The organism is Photobacterium sp. J15 (assembly GCF_963870815.1).
Classification (GTDB): domain Bacteria; phylum Pseudomonadota; class Gammaproteobacteria; order Enterobacterales; family Vibrionaceae; genus Photobacterium; species Photobacterium marinum.
Window position 1 is genome coordinate 672,758 of the sequence record NZ_CAWMUI010000002.1, and the last position, 18,337, is coordinate 691,094.

The 18,337-nt window shown below is 41.4% G+C and carries 14 protein-coding genes; 8 read left to right on the plus strand and 6 right to left on the minus strand.

Features of this window, described 5'->3' with window-relative positions; genetic code table 11:
• The first annotated feature begins 267 nt into the window (after window positions 1-267).
• Both AACQ93_RS19905 and AACQ93_RS19910 read left to right on the plus strand, forming a co-directional pair.
• On the plus strand, window positions 268-1,497 hold the full coding sequence (locus AACQ93_RS19905; RefSeq protein WP_064608104.1) for an SIR2 family anti-phage-associated protein: 1,230 nt from the start codon (window positions 268-270) through the stop codon (window positions 1,495-1,497).
• On the plus strand, window positions 1,497-3,311 hold the full coding sequence (locus AACQ93_RS19910; RefSeq protein ID WP_064608106.1) for an ATP-binding protein: 1,815 nt from the start codon (window positions 1,497-1,499) through the stop codon (window positions 3,309-3,311). The genes AACQ93_RS19905 and AACQ93_RS19910 overlap by 1 nt, the downstream gene beginning before the upstream one ends.
• Window positions 3,312-3,699: 388 nt before the next feature.
• On the opposite strand, the gene AACQ93_RS19915 is transcribed toward AACQ93_RS19910, so the two are convergent.
• The 5 genes from AACQ93_RS19915 to AACQ93_RS19935 all read right to left on the minus strand — a co-directional run bounded on the left by AACQ93_RS19915 (window position 3,700) and on the right by AACQ93_RS19935 (window position 9,049).
• Complete coding sequence (locus AACQ93_RS19915; protein ID WP_064608108.1) at window positions 3,700-4,620, minus strand: FRG domain-containing protein; 921 nt, start codon at window positions 4,618-4,620, stop codon at window positions 3,700-3,702.
• A 166-nt stretch (window positions 4,621-4,786) separates the two neighbouring features.
• On the minus strand, window positions 4,787-5,473 hold the full coding sequence (locus AACQ93_RS19920; protein WP_064608110.1) for an FRG domain-containing protein: 687 nt from the start codon (window positions 5,471-5,473) through the stop codon (window positions 4,787-4,789).
• Between the two features lie 466 nt (window positions 5,474-5,939).
• A complete protein-coding gene (locus tag AACQ93_RS19925; protein ID WP_157097613.1) occupies window positions 5,940-8,294 on the minus strand; it encodes a TOTE conflict system archaeo-eukaryotic primase domain-containing protein in 2,355 nt (784 codons plus the stop codon).
• A gap of 36 nt (window positions 8,295-8,330) precedes the next feature.
• The gene (locus AACQ93_RS19930; RefSeq protein WP_064608112.1) at window positions 8,331-8,714 is read right to left on the minus strand and encodes a hypothetical protein; all 384 of its coding nucleotides are present in this window, start codon (window positions 8,712-8,714) and stop codon (window positions 8,331-8,333) included.
• A gap of 89 nt (window positions 8,715-8,803) precedes the next feature.
• The gene (locus tag AACQ93_RS19935) at window positions 8,804-9,049 is read right to left on the minus strand and encodes a hypothetical protein (RefSeq protein WP_064603671.1); all 246 of its coding nucleotides are present in this window, start codon (window positions 9,047-9,049) and stop codon (window positions 8,804-8,806) included.
• Window positions 9,050-9,601: 552 nt separating this feature from the next.
• Between AACQ93_RS19935 and AACQ93_RS19940 the strand changes: the two genes are divergently transcribed.
• Window positions 9,602-10,024, plus strand: coding sequence for a hypothetical protein (locus tag AACQ93_RS19940; protein WP_064608115.1), 423 nt, complete (start codon window positions 9,602-9,604; stop codon window positions 10,022-10,024).
• A 154-nt stretch (window positions 10,025-10,178) separates the two neighbouring features.
• Here AACQ93_RS19940 and AACQ93_RS19945 read toward each other — a convergent pair whose 3' ends face one another.
• Window positions 10,179-10,322: a hypothetical protein gene (locus AACQ93_RS19945; protein WP_157097614.1), complete on the minus strand. Its 144-nt coding sequence runs from the start codon at window positions 10,320-10,322 to the stop codon at window positions 10,179-10,181.
• 437 nt (window positions 10,323-10,759) lie between these two features.
• Here AACQ93_RS19945 and AACQ93_RS19950 point away from each other — a divergent pair, with 437 nt between their 5' ends.
• From AACQ93_RS19950 to AACQ93_RS19970, 5 genes are all read left to right on the plus strand, one after another.
• A complete protein-coding gene (locus AACQ93_RS19950) occupies window positions 10,760-13,921 on the plus strand; it encodes an SIR2 family protein (protein ID WP_198160212.1) in 3,162 nt (1,053 codons plus the stop codon).
• Between the two features lie 653 nt (window positions 13,922-14,574).
• Window positions 14,575-15,345 (plus strand): molybdate ABC transporter substrate-binding protein, encoded by a 771-nt coding sequence (modA, locus tag AACQ93_RS19955; RefSeq protein WP_064608119.1) that lies wholly within the window; start codon window positions 14,575-14,577, stop codon window positions 15,343-15,345.
• Between the two features lie 2 nt (window positions 15,346-15,347).
• On the plus strand, window positions 15,348-16,040 hold the full coding sequence (modB, locus tag AACQ93_RS19960; protein ID WP_007464960.1) for a molybdate ABC transporter permease subunit: 693 nt from the start codon (window positions 15,348-15,350) through the stop codon (window positions 16,038-16,040).
• Complete coding sequence (modC, locus tag AACQ93_RS19965; protein WP_064608121.1) at window positions 16,034-17,113, plus strand: molybdenum ABC transporter ATP-binding protein ModC; 1,080 nt, start codon at window positions 16,034-16,036, stop codon at window positions 17,111-17,113. The genes modB and modC overlap by 7 nt, the downstream gene beginning before the upstream one ends.
• A 547-nt stretch (window positions 17,114-17,660) precedes the next feature.
• Window positions 17,661-18,326, plus strand: a complete 666-nt coding sequence (locus tag AACQ93_RS19970) for a CAP domain-containing protein (protein ID WP_064608123.1) — start codon at window positions 17,661-17,663, stop codon at window positions 18,324-18,326.
• Window positions 18,327-18,337 lie beyond the last annotated feature (11 nt).

The window sequence follows — 18,337 nt, forward strand, 5'->3', positions numbered from 1 at the left end:
GAAATATTAATCCAATTTTTTTGAAACTTGATATTGATAGCCTGCTTTTTGTTCAATATGTCAGCTTTACTGATTGGTGCAATAATCACCATTGGTGAGTCCTAGCTCGAAGCACAACATCAGCCTCTTGCTAATCACAGACCGCCATCCAATCAGATGAATTAAAAAACATGCTGGTTATTTCAAGTACATTTCAAGTACATTTCAAATACTGATTGCATATGGTATCTTCAGCCTCAAATTATAATTTGTTCAGTTGGGTTGTTGATGGCAGATTTATTTTTCCAAGGTGGTACCCCTCTTACTAAGAATGAGCTAGAGAGCCACCTTGCTTCTTTATGCCAGTTAGAAAACGTTGGATTGCTACTTGGGGCAGGAGCTTCTAGATCAGCTGGTGGCTATGTGATGCAGGAAGTTTGGCAAGACTTCATGAATGCGAATGAAAAGCTAATCCCACTTCTTAGAGACGAATTCAACCTTCTTTGCCAAGAAGAAATAGTTGAAGATTCTGTAAATGTTGAGCTACTGATTGACCAAGTACTAAAGTTCTTGGATGTTGCAAAAACAAAGGGAGAAAATACTGAACAGTTGGAGGCTTCGCTTACAGGTCTCTATAAATCTGTTACCAAAGCAGCACTGCTCGTAGGTGAAGATTTCCCCAAATTACACGTAGGAAAACTGGATCACTTCGAGAAGCACCGCCGTTTGCTTGAAAAGTTGCTATCTAATCGGCAACCGGGGCAATCCGCGCCGTCAGTTTTCACGACTAACTACGATCTGGCTATTGAATGGGCTGCTGAAGAAATCGGCATTAACGTAATTAATGGATTTGTAGGGAACCACTCGCGCACTTTTCAACCTCACTCTTTTGACCTTGGGTATCGTAATATCAACGCGCAAGGTGAGGCAAGGTTCGGGCATTACTGCTTATATCTATATAAGCTACATGGATCCCTTACTTGGTTACAGGATGGCGATAATATTCTTGAGCAACCTTCTGCTATGGCATTTGAAAGCACTATTAAGCCACTTATCGATGAGAATGACTTCTCTGGTAAACAGCATTTGATTTTCCCCGGTGCGAATAAGTACCACCATACCATCGGTTTCGTATACGGAGAAATGTTCCGCCGTTTTGGTGAGTTCTTATCCAAACCTCAGACAGCTTTATTTGTGAATGGCTATGGTTTCGGTGATTACCATATCAATCGACTAATTTTGGGTGCATTGCTCAATCCTTCCCTGCACATTGTGATTTTTTATCCTGATCTAGTGTTCTTGGATGGTCTTGACGAACTCACAGAGGCTCAACGCTGCATCGATAAAATTAGGAAAATGAACCTTAACCAAATTACCATTGTAGGCGGAACTAATGCTTACTTTAACTCATTTGTAGACCTGCTCCCGAAACCTGTATTGTTCCCGAAAAACAACGCAGCTCAAATTATTGCTGATGCTATACGTGATATCAGCAATGACGAAAAAGGGACAAAGTAATGCTTTCAAACGAGCTTTCCCAGATTGGATATGTGGTTTCATTGGAAGGAACCAAAATTAGAATAAATCTTCTGGAAGGATACAAAGGCCAACTAGCTGCTCATCGTTCCGGCATTAATTCGGTCTCGCAACCAGGCGACTTAATCGGCTTTGAAGCTGGCAGATACCTTATTGTCGCAAGAGTGACTGATATGTCTTTCGTGGAACCAGAAAAAGCACATGCTGCCAACTTTGGAACTATGAACGTCTCAGATGTCCCTTTAAGACAAATCGTATGCCACGCTGTTGGTCATATTAAAATCAAGGGAGATAACCGGGAGTTTATTTCTGAGAATTGGATGCTACCTCCATTGGGTGCCAAAGCTATCCCATTGGACAAAGTTCTACTCAATTCTGTCTATGGCCTCAAAGCTAGTGAGATTGATCATTCATTATTGCTCGGCCGGGATACACGCACAAATACTGTCGAAATTCGGGCGAGCGTTAACATGCTTTTAAGCCGACATTTGGCTGTATTAGGGAGTACTGGGTACGGAAAGTCAAATTTCAATGCTCTGCTTACACGACAAATTGTTGAACAATTTCCGAATTCGAGAATAGTTATCTTTGATATAAATGGAGAATATGCTCAGGCTTTTGAAGGGCTAACTGGTGTCAAACAGACTATCTTAGGTAGCGGTGATGATAATGCCCCAGAAGGTGAATTCAGCAAAGAACACGCTGTTTATCATAAGATTCCGTATCAAGCACTTGGTTGGGCTGGCTTGATAAAACTGCTTCGTCCAAGTGATAAGACTCAGTTACCAGCTTTGAGGAACGCACTTAGTTGTCTGACACGAGTGTACAGTAGTTTAAATACCGGAGAAATTAAAGTCGCGGAAAAAGATCCGAATGGAGATATTGTAACGTTTACTCTAGAAGATGATTGTAACCAAGACTGTCAAGGCCAATTAGGTCTATGGCTGAATAAATTGCGCAAAGGTTCTATTCAGCAAATGAGAATATGGCCGCCGTTTAGAGCCCTTGCAAATCTTGTGGCGGAATTTGGATGCGTAGCCGTAAATAGGAATACTGGTGCCTCTGAACGCAATGCATTCAATTACGGAAATGTTTTGCCCCTGATAAAGATCATTCAACAGCTTTCTGATGACTCTCGTTTTAAAGAAGTCATTGATGTTGACGGCGGGCAAGATGTAAATAAATCTGCCACTTGGTCTGCTCCGCTCTTTTCTGAAGTAGACTATATTTTTGGCTGTGACAAAGAAAAAGATCAAGATTGGCGAGTACACATTATCAACCTGAAAAACCTAGCCGACGACTTGTCGCCCATGGTGTTAGGCTCATTGCTTGAGATGTACTCTGAGGTACTATTTAAAAGAGGGCAGCAAGGAAACTATCCAACACTGCTCTTACTCGAAGAAGCTCACCAATATCTTCGAGACCCGTATGTTGAAGAGTCGAATCAGTTAAAAGCTTATGAACGTCTTGCTAAGGAAGGGAGGAAATTCAGTTGCTCGTTGCTGGTTAGTACACAACGTCCCTCTGAACTATCTTCAACCGTCCTAGCGATGTGCTCAAACTGGATATCTCTTCGACTAACAAATGAAAGAGACTTGATGTCCCTTCGGTATGCAATGGAAAACGGTAATGAGCATGTACTTAATGAGATTTCAGGACTACCACGAGGCGATGCTGTCGGCTTCGGTTCTGCTTTCAACCTTCCCCTAAGGTTTACGATTGATAAAGCGGTACCGGGCCCAGCCTCAACGGACGCTAATTTCGTAGAAATATGGAAAGCAAAAAATACTGCCTAGCGTATTCATTTGTACCGAATTCACGAACAATCCGACATTTTGGAGCTAATGATTAAATCCAATCGGACAATCAGCTCAGTATGAGCTGATTTTGTAAACCTCCCATGATTAGTTACCCACAAAATTAGGGGAGGTTTAAAGTAAACTGAACACCAATGCATCATTGTCGTAAGAAATTATTTTTTTGTGTGTGACTATGGGGCAGGGAACCTGGTCGCTAAAGCTAATTACGAATGCTGGAGTGGACTCCCATAATACTACACTTCAACGGTTATTTTAGTAGTGTCTCTCGCGATGGAGACGTTTTACCCGCATTAATAGACGAGGTGAGTTTCATTCCAAAAACTGCCGAGCAAAACGGGCCGCATGGTGTGACTAGTCACGCATTTCACAGACCGAAATTTTCTTTTGTTTTGGCTACTGCCTTTTCAATTATTTCTAAGTTTTGGTCAGCCTCTAGACTGGGATAAACAAAAGATTCGTTTATTTCGTACTTTTCATCAAGTGTTTGTAAAATACTAGGCTTAAGCTCTTTACTTATTTTGTAGACTCTACGCCCTTGATAAGAAGTGTGAGTTGATGCAGTATACATAAGTTGATCCATTGGTACAGAATTGCGGTGGTATATAAAAGCACCTTTTTGGTTAAGTATTCTCTGCCCATACTTAATATCATCAATAGCTATTATAGGAGTAATTGTTGGTAACCCGTCGCGATCTAGTTCTGTACACATTTGTTTTGCATGTTGCTCTCGCTCTTGTTCATTCATGAGCGTACCATCAGGCTTACAAAAGTAACCTATACGACCTGAACCACATAGCTGCATCATCTCTTTTACTCGAGCATAGATATCAAACATATAAACACTGCAGTCGTGCTCAGGCATTTCACAACATGCAAAATACAAAGCTATCTTTGGGTCATAACTAAAGTCTATCAAATCTGTCGGTAAGCCATAGTGCTGTGCTAGATAAGCAATAGTATCCAAAGAAAGTTCTTTAGAGCCTTGTGTTAGCAAGTTGTCATAAAAGTCGTCTAAAATTCGAAAAGACAGAGACTTATACTCCTCCATATCGATTTCTGGTAGCAATACCATTGACTTAAAACCAACATCTTTTTCTGACCATTTCAATTGCCTCGAATTAATAAAATATCGATAAAATGTAGATATACATACAAAGTCATAGTTTGCCATCCCCCTGAAATACAACTCATCATCAGGTTCAACGTCTAAAAATAGTTTTTCGACCTGTCCTAAAGTGGTGACATCAGTTTGATACCATTGTCTATAATCAAAACTTGGAAACATCACACTCCTCTAGTTTTACTTTGACCAACGCCTGTAATAAGGTGTGCCCCACCAAACCACCAAACCACCAAACCACCAAACCACCAAACCACCAAACCACCAAACCACCAAACCACACCGAACTTCTTACTAAAACCGCCGAGTAAAGAGCATCACCTTGATTGCTTTATGCATTTTCTTGTCTCCAGTTTAAGAATTTACATAGACCTTCTAGGTCTGGAAATAAAGTTCGGCTACTGACTCCATGCCTATCCAGTGATCTAAGTAATGGTTTTCTCGCATTTTCTGGAATATGAATTTCTATAACAGCTTTTTTTATTTCACGATTTTCTTCTAGAGGTACAAATCTCTTGGCCTTACGTGAATATTTGTGAGCTGTAAACCAACCATGCTGTGCAACTATTCTCGGGTTATTAAGGGTTGGCCTAATAACCATTGTTTTACCAGTATCAAATGGCCCTTTTACAGATTCACTTAAAAACTCATCAGCTGAAAGAACATATACATAAGCATCACCTTTACGCCAATCACTACAAGCGAACCAAAGAGCTGCTAAAGGATTACTTGTCCAGTCAAGTAATCTTGTTTTCATGCCAAAATGCTGAGCAACAACTAACAAATCCCAATCATTCATAGCTTGGTCGTAAAGAAGAGAATTACCCATTCTACGCAATTCTTGTAATAACGCCTTTTCCATGTTTGTTGTATTCTTGGATGAATTTTCTCTAGCTATGCTTGGAAGAAGATTCCCTTTAACCGCTTGGCCGCGGTAAAGAGTTAATTCAGAAGATCCGTTTAAAGACTCAACTTTCTCAACAAAATCTGAGAAATTTACTATCGTTTTAGATTGCATAATACTCCTCTAATGCATAACATTGTATTCAACGAACTGAATCCGTATATCTTTCCATCAAATCAGCAGTGAATATTATACCTATTACGTTAAATAGCTGATTTGGCTTAGTAAAACACCACTTTCAGCTGCATATCGTATTTTGTCGTACATTTTAGCTTTTTATGTACAGAAAAGCATGCAGATTTCGGTGTGTAAATTTGTTACAGTTCACACAAAGAGTGTGGCTGCAAAAACATGCTGTAAGGTTTGAGTAGAAAAAGGTAGTCAACGCACCAAAAGTGATAGTTTAGCGCTGTATGGTATTGAACACTTCTTGCGCATTCAGCGAAACAATCAGGTACATATCCATTGTGTTACCAAGATATGAGGAAAGAACGAGGAGGACTGTCCTCTGGTTTGTTTGTGATAAGTTGTATTGCTGGAGCTAAGCTAAGCTAAGCCTTGCCTGGTGATAGAAGCGCTTTTACCCTTTTGGACTGGCAATCTCATATCCCATGGTTTTGTAACTTTTGGCTCTTTTATCAAACATTCTTTGTAGCATTGGTAACTTGATATCCACGTAATCATAGATAACAGTGTCGTGTTTACCATCTGATTGCCGATGAATACGGCCTGCATATTGTGCAAGTGAGCCTCGCCAGGAAATTGGCATCGTGAGAAATAATGTGTCGAGGCGAGGAAGGTCGAAGCCTTCACCAATGTATTTACCTGTTGCGACGATTACTTGAGCATCTTGTAATTTCTTATTTGCGTCTTCTCGCTCTTTGGCTTTCATCGCTCCTCGAAGCACTACAGCGCTTAATTTTTGGGCCTCTAATAGTTTTAAGAGTAATTTGGCATGCTCCCTTCGTTCTGTCAGAAGTAGTGGGTGGCGACCAGATTTAATTGCTACAGTCACATCATTTATGATCTGTTGGTTTCTCTCATGATTCTCCATAATCCAGTGATAGACGGAAGCGATGTGTGGTCGTTTTTCAATATCACTGAGTTCTGACGGTGGTTGGTTGTGTACATGTTTTATGTGGACGGTTTGAGTAAAGGAATTGCTATGGCTTGAAATGACCTTATGCCTTACTGGGCCTGCTAGCATAAACATGATCTTTTGATGTCCATCTTGCCGGTCTGGTGTTGCTGTTAGTCCATGTACATACTTAGCATTTACTTCATTGATAACCATCTCATACCTTGGCGCTGAAATGTGGTGGCATTCATCGATGATCACTTGACCATATTGGCGGGTTAGTTCTGATATGGAGTTATCACGTTTGTTAATAAGACTTTGATAGGTAGCAATATCGATCTGGCCTGTTGGCTTTTTCTTACCACCACCATATACACCGACATCAATACCTGATGTAAATGAGAGGATTCGATCTTTCCATTGATCTATCAGTTGCCGACTGTGGGTTAAAATGAGCGTATTTACTTTTCGTTTTGCGATTAAACCAATCGCTGCCACTGTTTTTCCGAAAGCCGTTGGTGCGTGCAAAATACCAGTATCATGAGATGCCATGGCATCGACGGCAGCTTGCTGCTCTTCTCTGAGTGAGCCTAGGAATTGGATATGGTCTAGTGCCTGTCCGACGGTTCTTTTTTCATTGAAGATGACCTTGATCTTTTGGCTAGCTAACAGGGATAGAACTCCATCTAAACACCCCCTGGGAAGAGACAAATAGCCTTTTTCAATATGAGCACAACAGATATAGCGAGGGATACCATGTGTAGAAAATCGCATTGCTTGAGTTTTAAAGAATGTTGGATTAGAAAAGCTCGCGACTCGTTTTAGATTGGCGATTACCGGGGAAGGTAATGGTTCAGTAGGTATATAAACATGATTTGCTAATGTCACTTCTATGGAGTCAGGGCAGTTAGGAATCAAGCTATGGGCAATAGGTTTATTTGTGTCCCATGGTTCAGTTAGTTCAAATACCTCCTTAGTGGTTATTTGATATGACTCAACAAGTTTGAGTACTTGTTGTTGTGAAAAGCGTCTGGTTCTGATCTTTGATAAGAAGTCCCACTGATCGGGATAGAGGGTTAAATTTTCATCCACAAACACGCTGAAACCATGGTTTCTGGATTTTAGTTGTAGGGGGAGTGCTATTAGGTTACCAAATCCTCCTTCAGGCATCACATCTTGGTTTGGAAATAATCGGTCGTAAGAATCAAAAGAAAGCGATGGTTGAATTTCCATAGCTTTATCGAGTATCAAAAAGCCAAGTTGGCGGCTCGTTTTTGCCGATATTGGTTCAGAGAAAAATACCCACAAATGTGCGCCATTCCCTGAACGGGAAATCTCAATGGCATGAGGAATATCATAAGCTAAACATGCTTTAGATGTTGCCTTAATGGACTCTTGCCAATCGGACTTGTCAAAATCGATAGCGAGTAGATGAGAGCGACTGTCCTGACAAAGAGGGTAAAGTCCTACGACTATTTTACCTGAGAGATGATCGTAAATTGTTTGATTAGTAATGGGCTTAAATTTCTGATTTGGACATTCTCCACACTTCACTTTGGGTTTTGCACAGACTCCGTTCTTCCATTCGTTATCACACGCTAATGAGTAGCCATTACGACCTGTTCCGTTTTCCCATCTTGTTGCATAGATATCAGATCTTCCTTTAAACAGGTCTGCGAAAATTGCGATTTTTTGTTCTGGAGTCATTGAAGGCGGGCTTGGTAGCAGGTTTTGCTGTTTTAACAACTCTTGTTTACGAGCTAATAGCTTCTGCTTTTCAGCATCAAGCAGCCGCAGACGAATGTCGATCGCCTCAAGTTCTGATGTTAAATGGTCTCGATTAGTAATATCAGGCAATTGAGACACCTCAAGCTATTAACTTAGTTACCATGTTTAACTGTTTTTCTTACGAAATGCCAATTCAGCTTTGAAAATTGCAATTCTCCAACCAGGTAAGTGGGATTGTGTATGAATAATGGCTTCAATGTGATCAGTATCGAGCTCTTTTAAAGCTTTGAACTCGACCGGTTGGTTACCATCCTTGCCTCTGGTTCCCCAAAAGAAACCTTGCCGAATTTCATTGTGAGGTGCATCAGTGTAGATCGATTGCTCTTCAAATGGTTCGGTATTAACGTTGCGTCGTAGATAGTCAGTTCCTCCATCGACCATGTAGGTTTCGCCGTTTGCATCAATGTGAGTGACATAGTCGTGTCGATGTCTGCTAATCAAAATTGTGCCGTCTGGTGTTGTGATCCGGTTTAGAACGATATGTTTCATGTGAGAGCCTCGCTTAATTATGGCTAACTTATTAATTTTATGGACAAGTGTGGAGCCGGACGATCTAGATCCACCATTGACGAGTGTTGCTAACACTTTTCCCGGACACATGTATTCCAGCTCATTCCCTTTGGCCTGGACTCTTCATCACCAAATTCAAAGTGAAGATGATTCGGCTTGGAAAAATTTCTTACCGTACAAACTCCCCAAGACCAACATTCGGCATACCCTTTATCTTGATCTTTCATCATTTCTAGCTCAGCTTCCATCAGTTCATGGAGGGCTTCAATGTAGCGAGGAGTCAGTTTGATTTTCAGGTTGTGATATCTAGCCATTTCTGTGCAACCTCAGAATTCACTCTATACTGTGCTTATATACAGTATAGATTCATAGATTGAAGAATCGCAATTGGAGGCAGTCAGTATGGACATACCAAATGTGTTGAATCTTGAACATACGCTCTCTGTACCTAGCGGTTTTGAATTAACACTTGTGTTGCATGAATATGGCCTTTACGTCAGCCAAAGTCAGCTCGTAACGAATTGGTATGATTTTCGATTGTTAGCCTTGGTAATAGTCTTTTCCCGGCAGGGGGAAACTCGGAGGTTTGTATACTCCTTACCCAGGCAGTCGGACTTATTTGATCTTCAAATTTCACTTCAATTATGTGTACACCAGACCTGCTATGGTGGGTTTCAGCCTTCTCGAGTCCAGATTTCGTATTCATTTGTTGATGACGACGATGCACGAGAAACAATCTATAACTTTTGGATAAAGCTGTTAAAGCAGGTGAAATGCCTGGAAGGCTTAAAGATGGTGGAGATATAAAAAGAGTACCAACTGAGTGCTCTTTCTATTACTTATAATGGATTGGTGCGGGGCGTATTATGATTAAACCTGACGGGCGTGTGTACACACCAGATGGATGGACGATCTTCCATATTAATAACAATGGTGCTCATACCTATAAAGTGTTGGGTACATGGAGTGGCGGGTATCTCGATGGCGATTCGTGGCGCCTTTCATCTGGCGCTGAAGACTTTAACCTGATATATGATGCATCAATCGGCTTGTTTGTATCAGTGCAGTTGAGCGGTTCTACCTACCACCTCAGTAGAGCTGGGTATCAGCGTCACAATGCTTACGGAACAGTTATTCTTCAAAGGAAAATCAATTCTATCGATATGGCGCCTCCTGGTGTAGAAATTTCTCTGCTGAAATTGAGGACGAGCGAGGATGGATTGGTTACCAATCCTGTTGAGATCTTAGATGAGGTAGGTAGCTATGAACGTTATTTCACCAGAACCTGAATCGAGGATTCATAAGCCTGATGGCTGGATTATTTTACGGCTCACTCAAAAGAGGGAGGTATCATATCGGCTTTTTGTATCGTGGCGCGGAAATGATGGTTTTCAAGACCGGTGTCGTATGTCATCGGGAGCTTCAACAATTTGGACGAAATGACTAAAAGAGATGATGGCTGTTTCGTATGGCCACAGGCATCAGGTTCAACATATGTACTTTTGCCTTACGCTCAAGGTTTTGTTGGCTTAAACGGTGACCGGATTCTTCATAGTGTCCTTTGTAACCCACAACTTCATTTTTCATCAGGCACCGTGGTTGAACAATTAAGTGCACTTAGAGACTCAAATGGTTTAGTTTTCTATCCGATGGTATTTGCAAATGATGTGCATTAGAACTCGGAAGTGAATAATGACTGTAGGAAAGCACAACAAGTATTACCTTTACCGGGTGTATTTGTATTGATTATGTAAATATTCTAAGAGGAACGGTAACCTATGAATAAGTTACTGCTATGAGCTGTAACTCGTCCTTGCTCCAAAGCCATTTAGGGTAAAAGCCCATTCACACTCTGTTTATCGAAGTTTGCCATATCTAAGCTAATGACCTAACTCCAACTTCCATTTTTTACTTAACATAGTTAGATCTAGCGTAAAAAAATACACTTGATACAATGTGTTATCTAATATTTATGAATGATGTGTAACGTCGAAACTAGAAGGATATGTAATGAGGGCTTTAAAGTGAATTTTGCAATTGGCGATACAGACGCACTGCTAAGTGCAATAGATTTTAGTGACAACGACATTGTCTTTTTGATTGGCTCTCCCCTTTCATGTTCTTATGGAGAGGTTCAAGGCATACCTGGAGTTAAAGATATGCTTGAACTAATTGAAGATAAAGTATCGGAAAGACCACGGACACAAAGCTCGTATCATAAAGCCCTAGAACACATCCAAGCTGACACGGAAAAGTATCAAGCCTCCTTTGACTTTTTAAGGTTAAATACTAGTCCTAACACTGTTAATGGCATCATTCGTAAAGCTACACTGAGGGCATACACTGATGATACTCAAGGTATCGACATTAATGATGTCAACGCACTTAAGAAGTTGCAAGAAAAAACTGAACTATGGTCTATACCTCCAGCAACTCAAGGACTTGCAGAAGTACTCAATAACTCTAGTAACGTATCAAATACGGTATTAACACCAAACTTTGACCCTTTGCTTTCCATCGCATTAACTAAATTAGGTCAATCGCCTACAAGAACCGTACTACACGGTGATAGTAATATAGAACAATTTCAGAGCACCAATGTAAATATTGTTCATTTTCACGGGTACTGGTTGGACACCGATACCTTACATACTTCTGCTCAACTGACTATTGATAGACCATTATTTAAACAGTCTTTGATGAGGCTTTTGAATAATAAAACTTTAGTTGTGTTAGGATATGGCGGTTGGGATGATGTCTTTACTCAAGTGTTGTTCTCCATTATTCAAGATAATGGGGCCAGCTTTGACATCCTTTGGTCGTTCTATGAATCAAACGAAGAAACTATTAATAGTAAATATTCCAACCTTCTAGAGTCGGTGAAGCCTGCTCTTCAAAGAGGACGTTTCAAAGCGTTTAGCGGGATAAATTGCCATGAGTTCTTGCCTATTCTTGCCAGCGAATGTGTCGCTAATAACTCGAATAATGATCAACAGGAGATTCCGCCGAACACTACTATTGATGATTCCCTGTCTGAAAGTCACTCATTCGAAGATGACAATGTAGCACTTACAGCATGGCAGCATTTCTACGATCAAGCACATGCGTCCATCAGATGTACTGAGAGAAGTTACTTGATACGCAGCTTCGAGGAACATAAATGCATTAACATTACCGCAGAATGGGGAATTGGGCACAAAGAGTTTGTGTGTACACTAAACTCAACCTGCGACTATTCTGAAGCCCCTATTTACAGAATAGATCTGACCAATGTTAAAAGCAGAGGCGCATTACTTGAAAGAGTTGAACACGAAGCTGGCTTCCCACTACAGGTTTTTATTCAAAGACTCCCTAAGCAACGGCATATCGTATTTTTTGATGGCGTAGAAGGAGGCCCTAGTAAGACAGCGGAAACATCAGCCTTCTTATCTGAGCTTGAAAACATAATTTCGATTCTCACTGACTTCAACGATAAGTCTCGAGTTATCGTTGCTAGTAGAAAGTCATTAAAAGGCAGTTTCACTCCATTAGAGCTTTCAAGGTTGGAATCTTTCGATGCAAAAGCATTTATTGAAAATCATAGCGGCCTCTCGGAACCATTAGATAGTAACACTATAGACGCCATCATAGAGATCTCTAAAGGTGTACCGTCTACAATAGAAACCTGTCTAAGAGACTCTGAGTATTTTTCCTCTGAAGAACTCTATGAAGAGTACTTGATGCCTGAGTCGTATAGTTACAATGGTAATGATGAGTTCCCTCTGGAAATTGTAAAACGAGTAGAGTTACTAGCATCAAGCCAAGAACAACTGCTAAAAAGGTCATACAGTTTATTGGAAACCTTGGCTGTTTTAGAACATGGCGATACTTTTGCTAACTTGAGAAAAAGCAATTCAGACTTCTCTTATAACAAGCAGCATCTTGAGGAGCTCTTAGATTTAGAACTTGTAGAGATAGAAAAAGTAACTCGAACGATGTTAGCTGAAAGTCGGAATTCAGGTGAGATCAAGTTACTAAAGTTACCAGCAGCCGTAAGGGGCTATGTATACAGTAAGCTAACATTGGGGACTGTCTATGAAATATCCAAAAATGTTGCAAATGTACATTTAGGAAATGACTGGCGAAATGGAAAAATTAACTTTTGTAGGTTAACTAAAGATCAGTTTACAGAAAATGACAAAGTAATAGGTAGCACTCAAGTACTATTAGTACAACTTTTGAAGTGTGCTATTGAATTGGATATCGGGCGGGATATTGACGCATCTTTTAGGGCCTGCCGAGAGTTCGGTCGACAAGTATCAAAAGCAGGAAAACACAAAGAGGTTGTCTCTTTTTCTAAACAGGTCAAAGCGATAGCAAAGGAATCTGATAAGGTAGAATCTTTAGCGTTTTTTGATTTACTTGAAGGTAGGTCATCCAGAATGCTATCTAACTATTCTCAAGCTGAAAAATTGCTAAAAAAATCTTTAGATGAAGTCAAGCACCTTACTAAATTAGAAAAGATTCAAGCCCTAACAAATTTAATGTATCTATATGAGAAGAAAGACGATACTGATGAGACCATAAAATTTGCTCAAAAGATCATAAAGCTTGATTCGGCTAACCCAGACGCAGCCCTGACACTTGAAAGTCAATCGGAGAGCTGCGACATAAACAAGCTTAAGGAATTGGAAGCTAAGTTCCGAAACAAAAAGCGTTTTACTGCTGCTAACAATGCAGCAATAAAGCTTAGTGGCTTAGAAAATACTTATCAAGCTAAGGTACGTTGGTTAGATAGAGTTATCAGTTGCCCTGGAAAAAACCAGTACAATAAGCTCAGAGCTGTTACACAAAAAGCGAACTTGACTTCCAAGAGTGATAAGTACAAACCGAGCAATATCGAGTTGAGTTTATTACACTCGTGCTATCTGTTTAGCTTCTCTCAGGGAATGACGCCTATGTTTAACGATGCTCATAAGATTTTATGGAAGTACTATGCTGGTATAAAACATTACAATACTCTGTTTAATTTGTATCGACATAGCTCCCTATACTGGCGTATATACTCTGATATTGACAAAGAAAAAGCCTATAGTGCACTTGTTACGAAGTTGATTAGTAAATTATTACCAAGCTCGGTAGATCTGACAGTATGTGAAAACGCATATGCAGTGCACAGAGCTAACTTGCTTACAGAGCCAGCATAAAAGCAATTGCTTTTAACCTAAGGTTGTAGGCAGCATAAATACTGGACACCGTGTTAAGAGATTTTGCTATACCTGAACTAATCCATGATTTGATTAATCAAGTAAAAGATCTAACGCGGTTCTGTACAAAACAGAGTTAGTCTCACTGGGTTAACTCTGTAACCACAACTTAAACGTGACCATGGAACTTGTTTGGCAAACATCTTTATTTTCATGCTGAACTGCCGGGCCAACGGGGAGAGTTGTATGCCAACCTACGCTACATCCTGACGGAACTCCCACAACGAGAAGAAGGTGATCTCTTGCTACATAGCAATAAGACTGTTCATTAGCTCGATGGATAGAAATACCCGCTTACTTAACATCACATATTTGAAATGCGGGCCTGAAATCATTGAATTAAGGAAAAAGTAAAAAAGCCATTTTTGGTTATATGTAGAGAACCTCAATCATCACACATGTAATCTATTGATTATTAAAGTTAATAATCGTTGCTTTGTAGTTTAGGTCTCTAGACGTCCTTCCGGTCTTCTTTGTGCATTTCCGGTTTATTGCCTTCTTTCCCAAAAAAATCAGACAACGATCTATTTCCATGTCTCGATATATACTCTAGTATATATCGAAAATTGAGTTAACTGACTTTAGAGGAAACTATGAATAAGCGCTTGTTAGCATGTCTGTTTACTGCCACTTGTGTTCTGGGTGCGTCCGGCTCGGCCTTCGCGGCAGAGAAGGTAACGGTTTTTGCTGCGGCATCACTGACCAATGCCTTGAACGAAGTGTCGGCAGTGTATGAAGAAAAAACAGGTGTTAAATCAACGCTTTCATTTGCTTCCTCATCGACGCTGGCTCGTCAGATTGCACAGGGGGCACCAGCTGACATCTATTTTTCTGCCAATGAGAAATGGATGGATTATGTCGAGAAACAGCAAGCCATCGAGCCGCCGACTCGTAAAAGCCTGCTGAAAAACCACTTGGTAATGATTGCGCCGAATGCATATCCTGCGGACAAAATAGAAGTGACTGCGTCATGGGATTTGGCTAAAGCTCTGGATGGTACTCGTTTGGCAACTGGCGATCCTAAACATGTTCCGGCGGGTATTTATGCGAAAGAGTCTTTGCAGTCTATTGGTTTATGGGGAAAAGCCTCTCCACTGCTTGCTCGTGCAAATAGTGTTCGTTCGGCTCTTCTTCTGGTAGAAAAGCAGGAAGCGCAGCTTGGGATCGTGTATAAAACGGATGCCCTGATTTCCGAGAAGGTAAAAGTAGTGGCTGAATTGCCGGATGAAAGCCATGCCGCGATCACTTATCCCGTGGCTATCGTAAAAGATAAGTCAGGTGAGCAGGTAAAAGCATACTATGACTTCCTGCAATCGGATCAGGCACGCGAGATTTTTGAGAAATACGGTTTTGGAGTTAACTAAGCGTGTTAACCGAATACGAGCTGCAGGCACTGCAACTTAGTTTGAAAGTTTCCGGAGTGGCAGTGCTGGTCAGCCTGCCACTTGGCATTTTATGTGCGTGGTTACTGGCGCGATGCCAGTTTTACGGAAAGGCTATTTTGGACGGTATTGTCCATCTGCCGTTGGTGTTACCGCCAGTTGTGATTGGTTACCTTTTACTTGCGATGATGGGACGACAGGGAGTAATTGGTAAGCTGCTATACGACTGGTTCGGTCTTACTTTCAGTTTTAGCTGGCGAGGGGCGGTGATCGCTGTGGCGGTTGTCTCGTTCCCGCTTATGGTTCGTTCCATTCGCTTAGCGCTGGAAAGTGTGGATATTAAACTGGAGCAGGCAGCGCGGACATTAGGCGCAAGCCCGCTTAAAGTTTTCTTTACTATTACCTTACCACTGACACTACCGGGTATTCTGACCGGTGCGATTCTGGCTTTCGCTCGTGCTTTGGGGGAGTTTGGTGCCACCATCACTTTCGTTTCAAACATCCCAGGTGAAACACAAACAATCCCGCTGGCTATGTTTTCCTTTATTGAAACGCCTGGCGCTGAAACCGAGGCTGCTCGTTTGTGTGTCATTGCCATTATTATTGCGCTGGCATCGTTGCTGGTGTCTGAACTTTTTGCCCGAATTGCCCGTAAACGGTTGGAAACTCAATGTTAGCGATTAATGTTCAAAAGCAGCTGGGCGATTTGCAGCTCGACGTCCAATTGGATCTGCCTATGCAGGGGATTACTGCGATTTTTGGTCGCTCCGGTACCGGCAAAACATCCCTTATTAATGTGTTGAGTGGCCTGAGTAAGCCTGACCGCGGTTCGATTAAGCTCGGCGAGCATGTATTGTTTAGCTGTGAGAATCGTGTCGATTTACCGCCGGAAAAACGCCGGATTGGTTATGTGTTTCAGGATGCACGCTTGTTTCCTCATTACACAGTTGCGGGGAACCTGACTTATGGCTGTAGCAATAAAGATGAGGCGCACTTCAATGACGTTGTTCGTCTGCTGGGCATTGAAGCGCTTTTGAAGCGTTATCCGTCCTCGCTTTCTGGTGGTGAAAAGCAGCGCGTTGCGATAGGGCGAGCATTGTTGACAAAGCCAGATATGTTGTTGATGGATGAACCGCTGGCATCGCTGGACCTACCAAGAAAGCAAGAATTGATGCCATATCTGGAAAAGCTGGCTAAGGAAGTCAACACGCCTATCGTTTATGTTACTCACAGTCTGGATGAGATTCTACGTTTGGCCGACCATATGGTGATGCTTAATGAGGGCAAGGTGGTTATCTCCGGTCATGTTAATAGTGTATGGGGTTCTCCCGAGATGCGCCCATGGTTACCATCTCGCGAACAAAGCTCGTTGATCACGGCGCGTGTTAACCATTCTCATCCCCAATACGCACTGACGCAGGTAATGCTTAACCATAAGGCTTGCTTGTGGGTAAGCCAACTAAGCCGCGCACGCGGCGAGTGGGTGAGGGTACGTATTCACTCAAATGACGTTTCAATCACCAAGTCGAAACCACACCACACCAGCATTCGAAACATTCTTGAAGCGCGTGTTGATAAGATCCTGCCTGTCGATGAAGACGAGAAAGTAGCCGTTCGCCTTCGTGTGGGGGAAGCCAATATATGGGCGAACATCACGCTTTGGGCGGCAGATGAGCTTGAACTTAATGTGGGTGATGAGGTTTTTGCTCAAATTAAAGGTGTGAGTGTTACTCAGGAAGATCTCGCATAGAGCAGATGTTACAGATTTGAGAGTAAAACTAACCGTGTGAGATGAAATTTAACAAAAAGTAAATGTACTTTTTTGCTTCTACCACAAATAAATATCAGCAAAATATTATTTCTATTATTTTATTTGTGGTTTCTTTTCTTATAAATAATCTTGTTTTTACCACCTGAATTAAATTAAGGAATTTACGTTGGCATAAATTATGCCGATGAATTACACTTTTTTATACATTGCTGTCCATTTTTCTGTGGTAAGTCTCAATACTGATATTGAGGTTATTATCCTGTTGAAATAGAAGATTAACTATTTTTGTTTTGTGATCTTGAACAACATCATATTTTGTCAATTGTCTGTCAGGATGTTTAAAAAGTAATCGTTGCATATTGAAGTGTTCAGCTGCCAGTCAGTATATTGTCCCCACGTTGAAGCTGATAGGAATATCAGTTTTTGAATAAGTCTGAGTTTTCTCAATATACTTTTTTGCTGTTAATTACCCACAGAAGTTTATTTTGAAATCTTTAGTTCAATAAAACATATTCTGGATGTAGCCATGCGAAAACTATCACTACTTTTAATCTCTATGTTTGTTGTTACTGGCTGTGGTGCTGGTGGCGGTTCTGAAGGCAGCTCTTCTTCCAATACCGCTTCTACAGGTACAAATGTTGTTAACTCTGGTGACACAAATATTGGTGGTGACACTAATACAGGTGGTAGTACAGGTGATTCAACCGGAAGCAACGATAGCTATAACCCAACGCCGACTCCAACACCAACGCCAGAACCGACTCCAAGCGGTGACTTTGCAGACCAAATGTTGGCAGCAGTTAATGCGGCACGAGCTCAGGCGCGAAGCTGTGGTGGTGAGATGATGCCGGCTGTACCTGCTCTGACCTGGGATTATGCACTGGAGCAAGCTGCGTTTGTTCACTCAAGCAACATGGCAAACTATAACTTCTTCAGCCACACAGGGCTGGATGGAACACAACCGGCCGACCGTGTAACAGCACAAGGTTATGACTGGCGTGCTGTGGGTGAAAATATTGCAGCAGGGCAGAAAGATATTGATGCGGTTATGACGGCTTGGCTGAACAGCCCTGGCCACTGTAAGAACATCATGAGTGCTAATTATACTCAAATTGGTGCGGCATCAGTACTAGGTTCATCAGGTTCACAGTACAGCATTTACTGGACTCAGAACTTTGCTCGCCCACGCTAACTTATATCCAA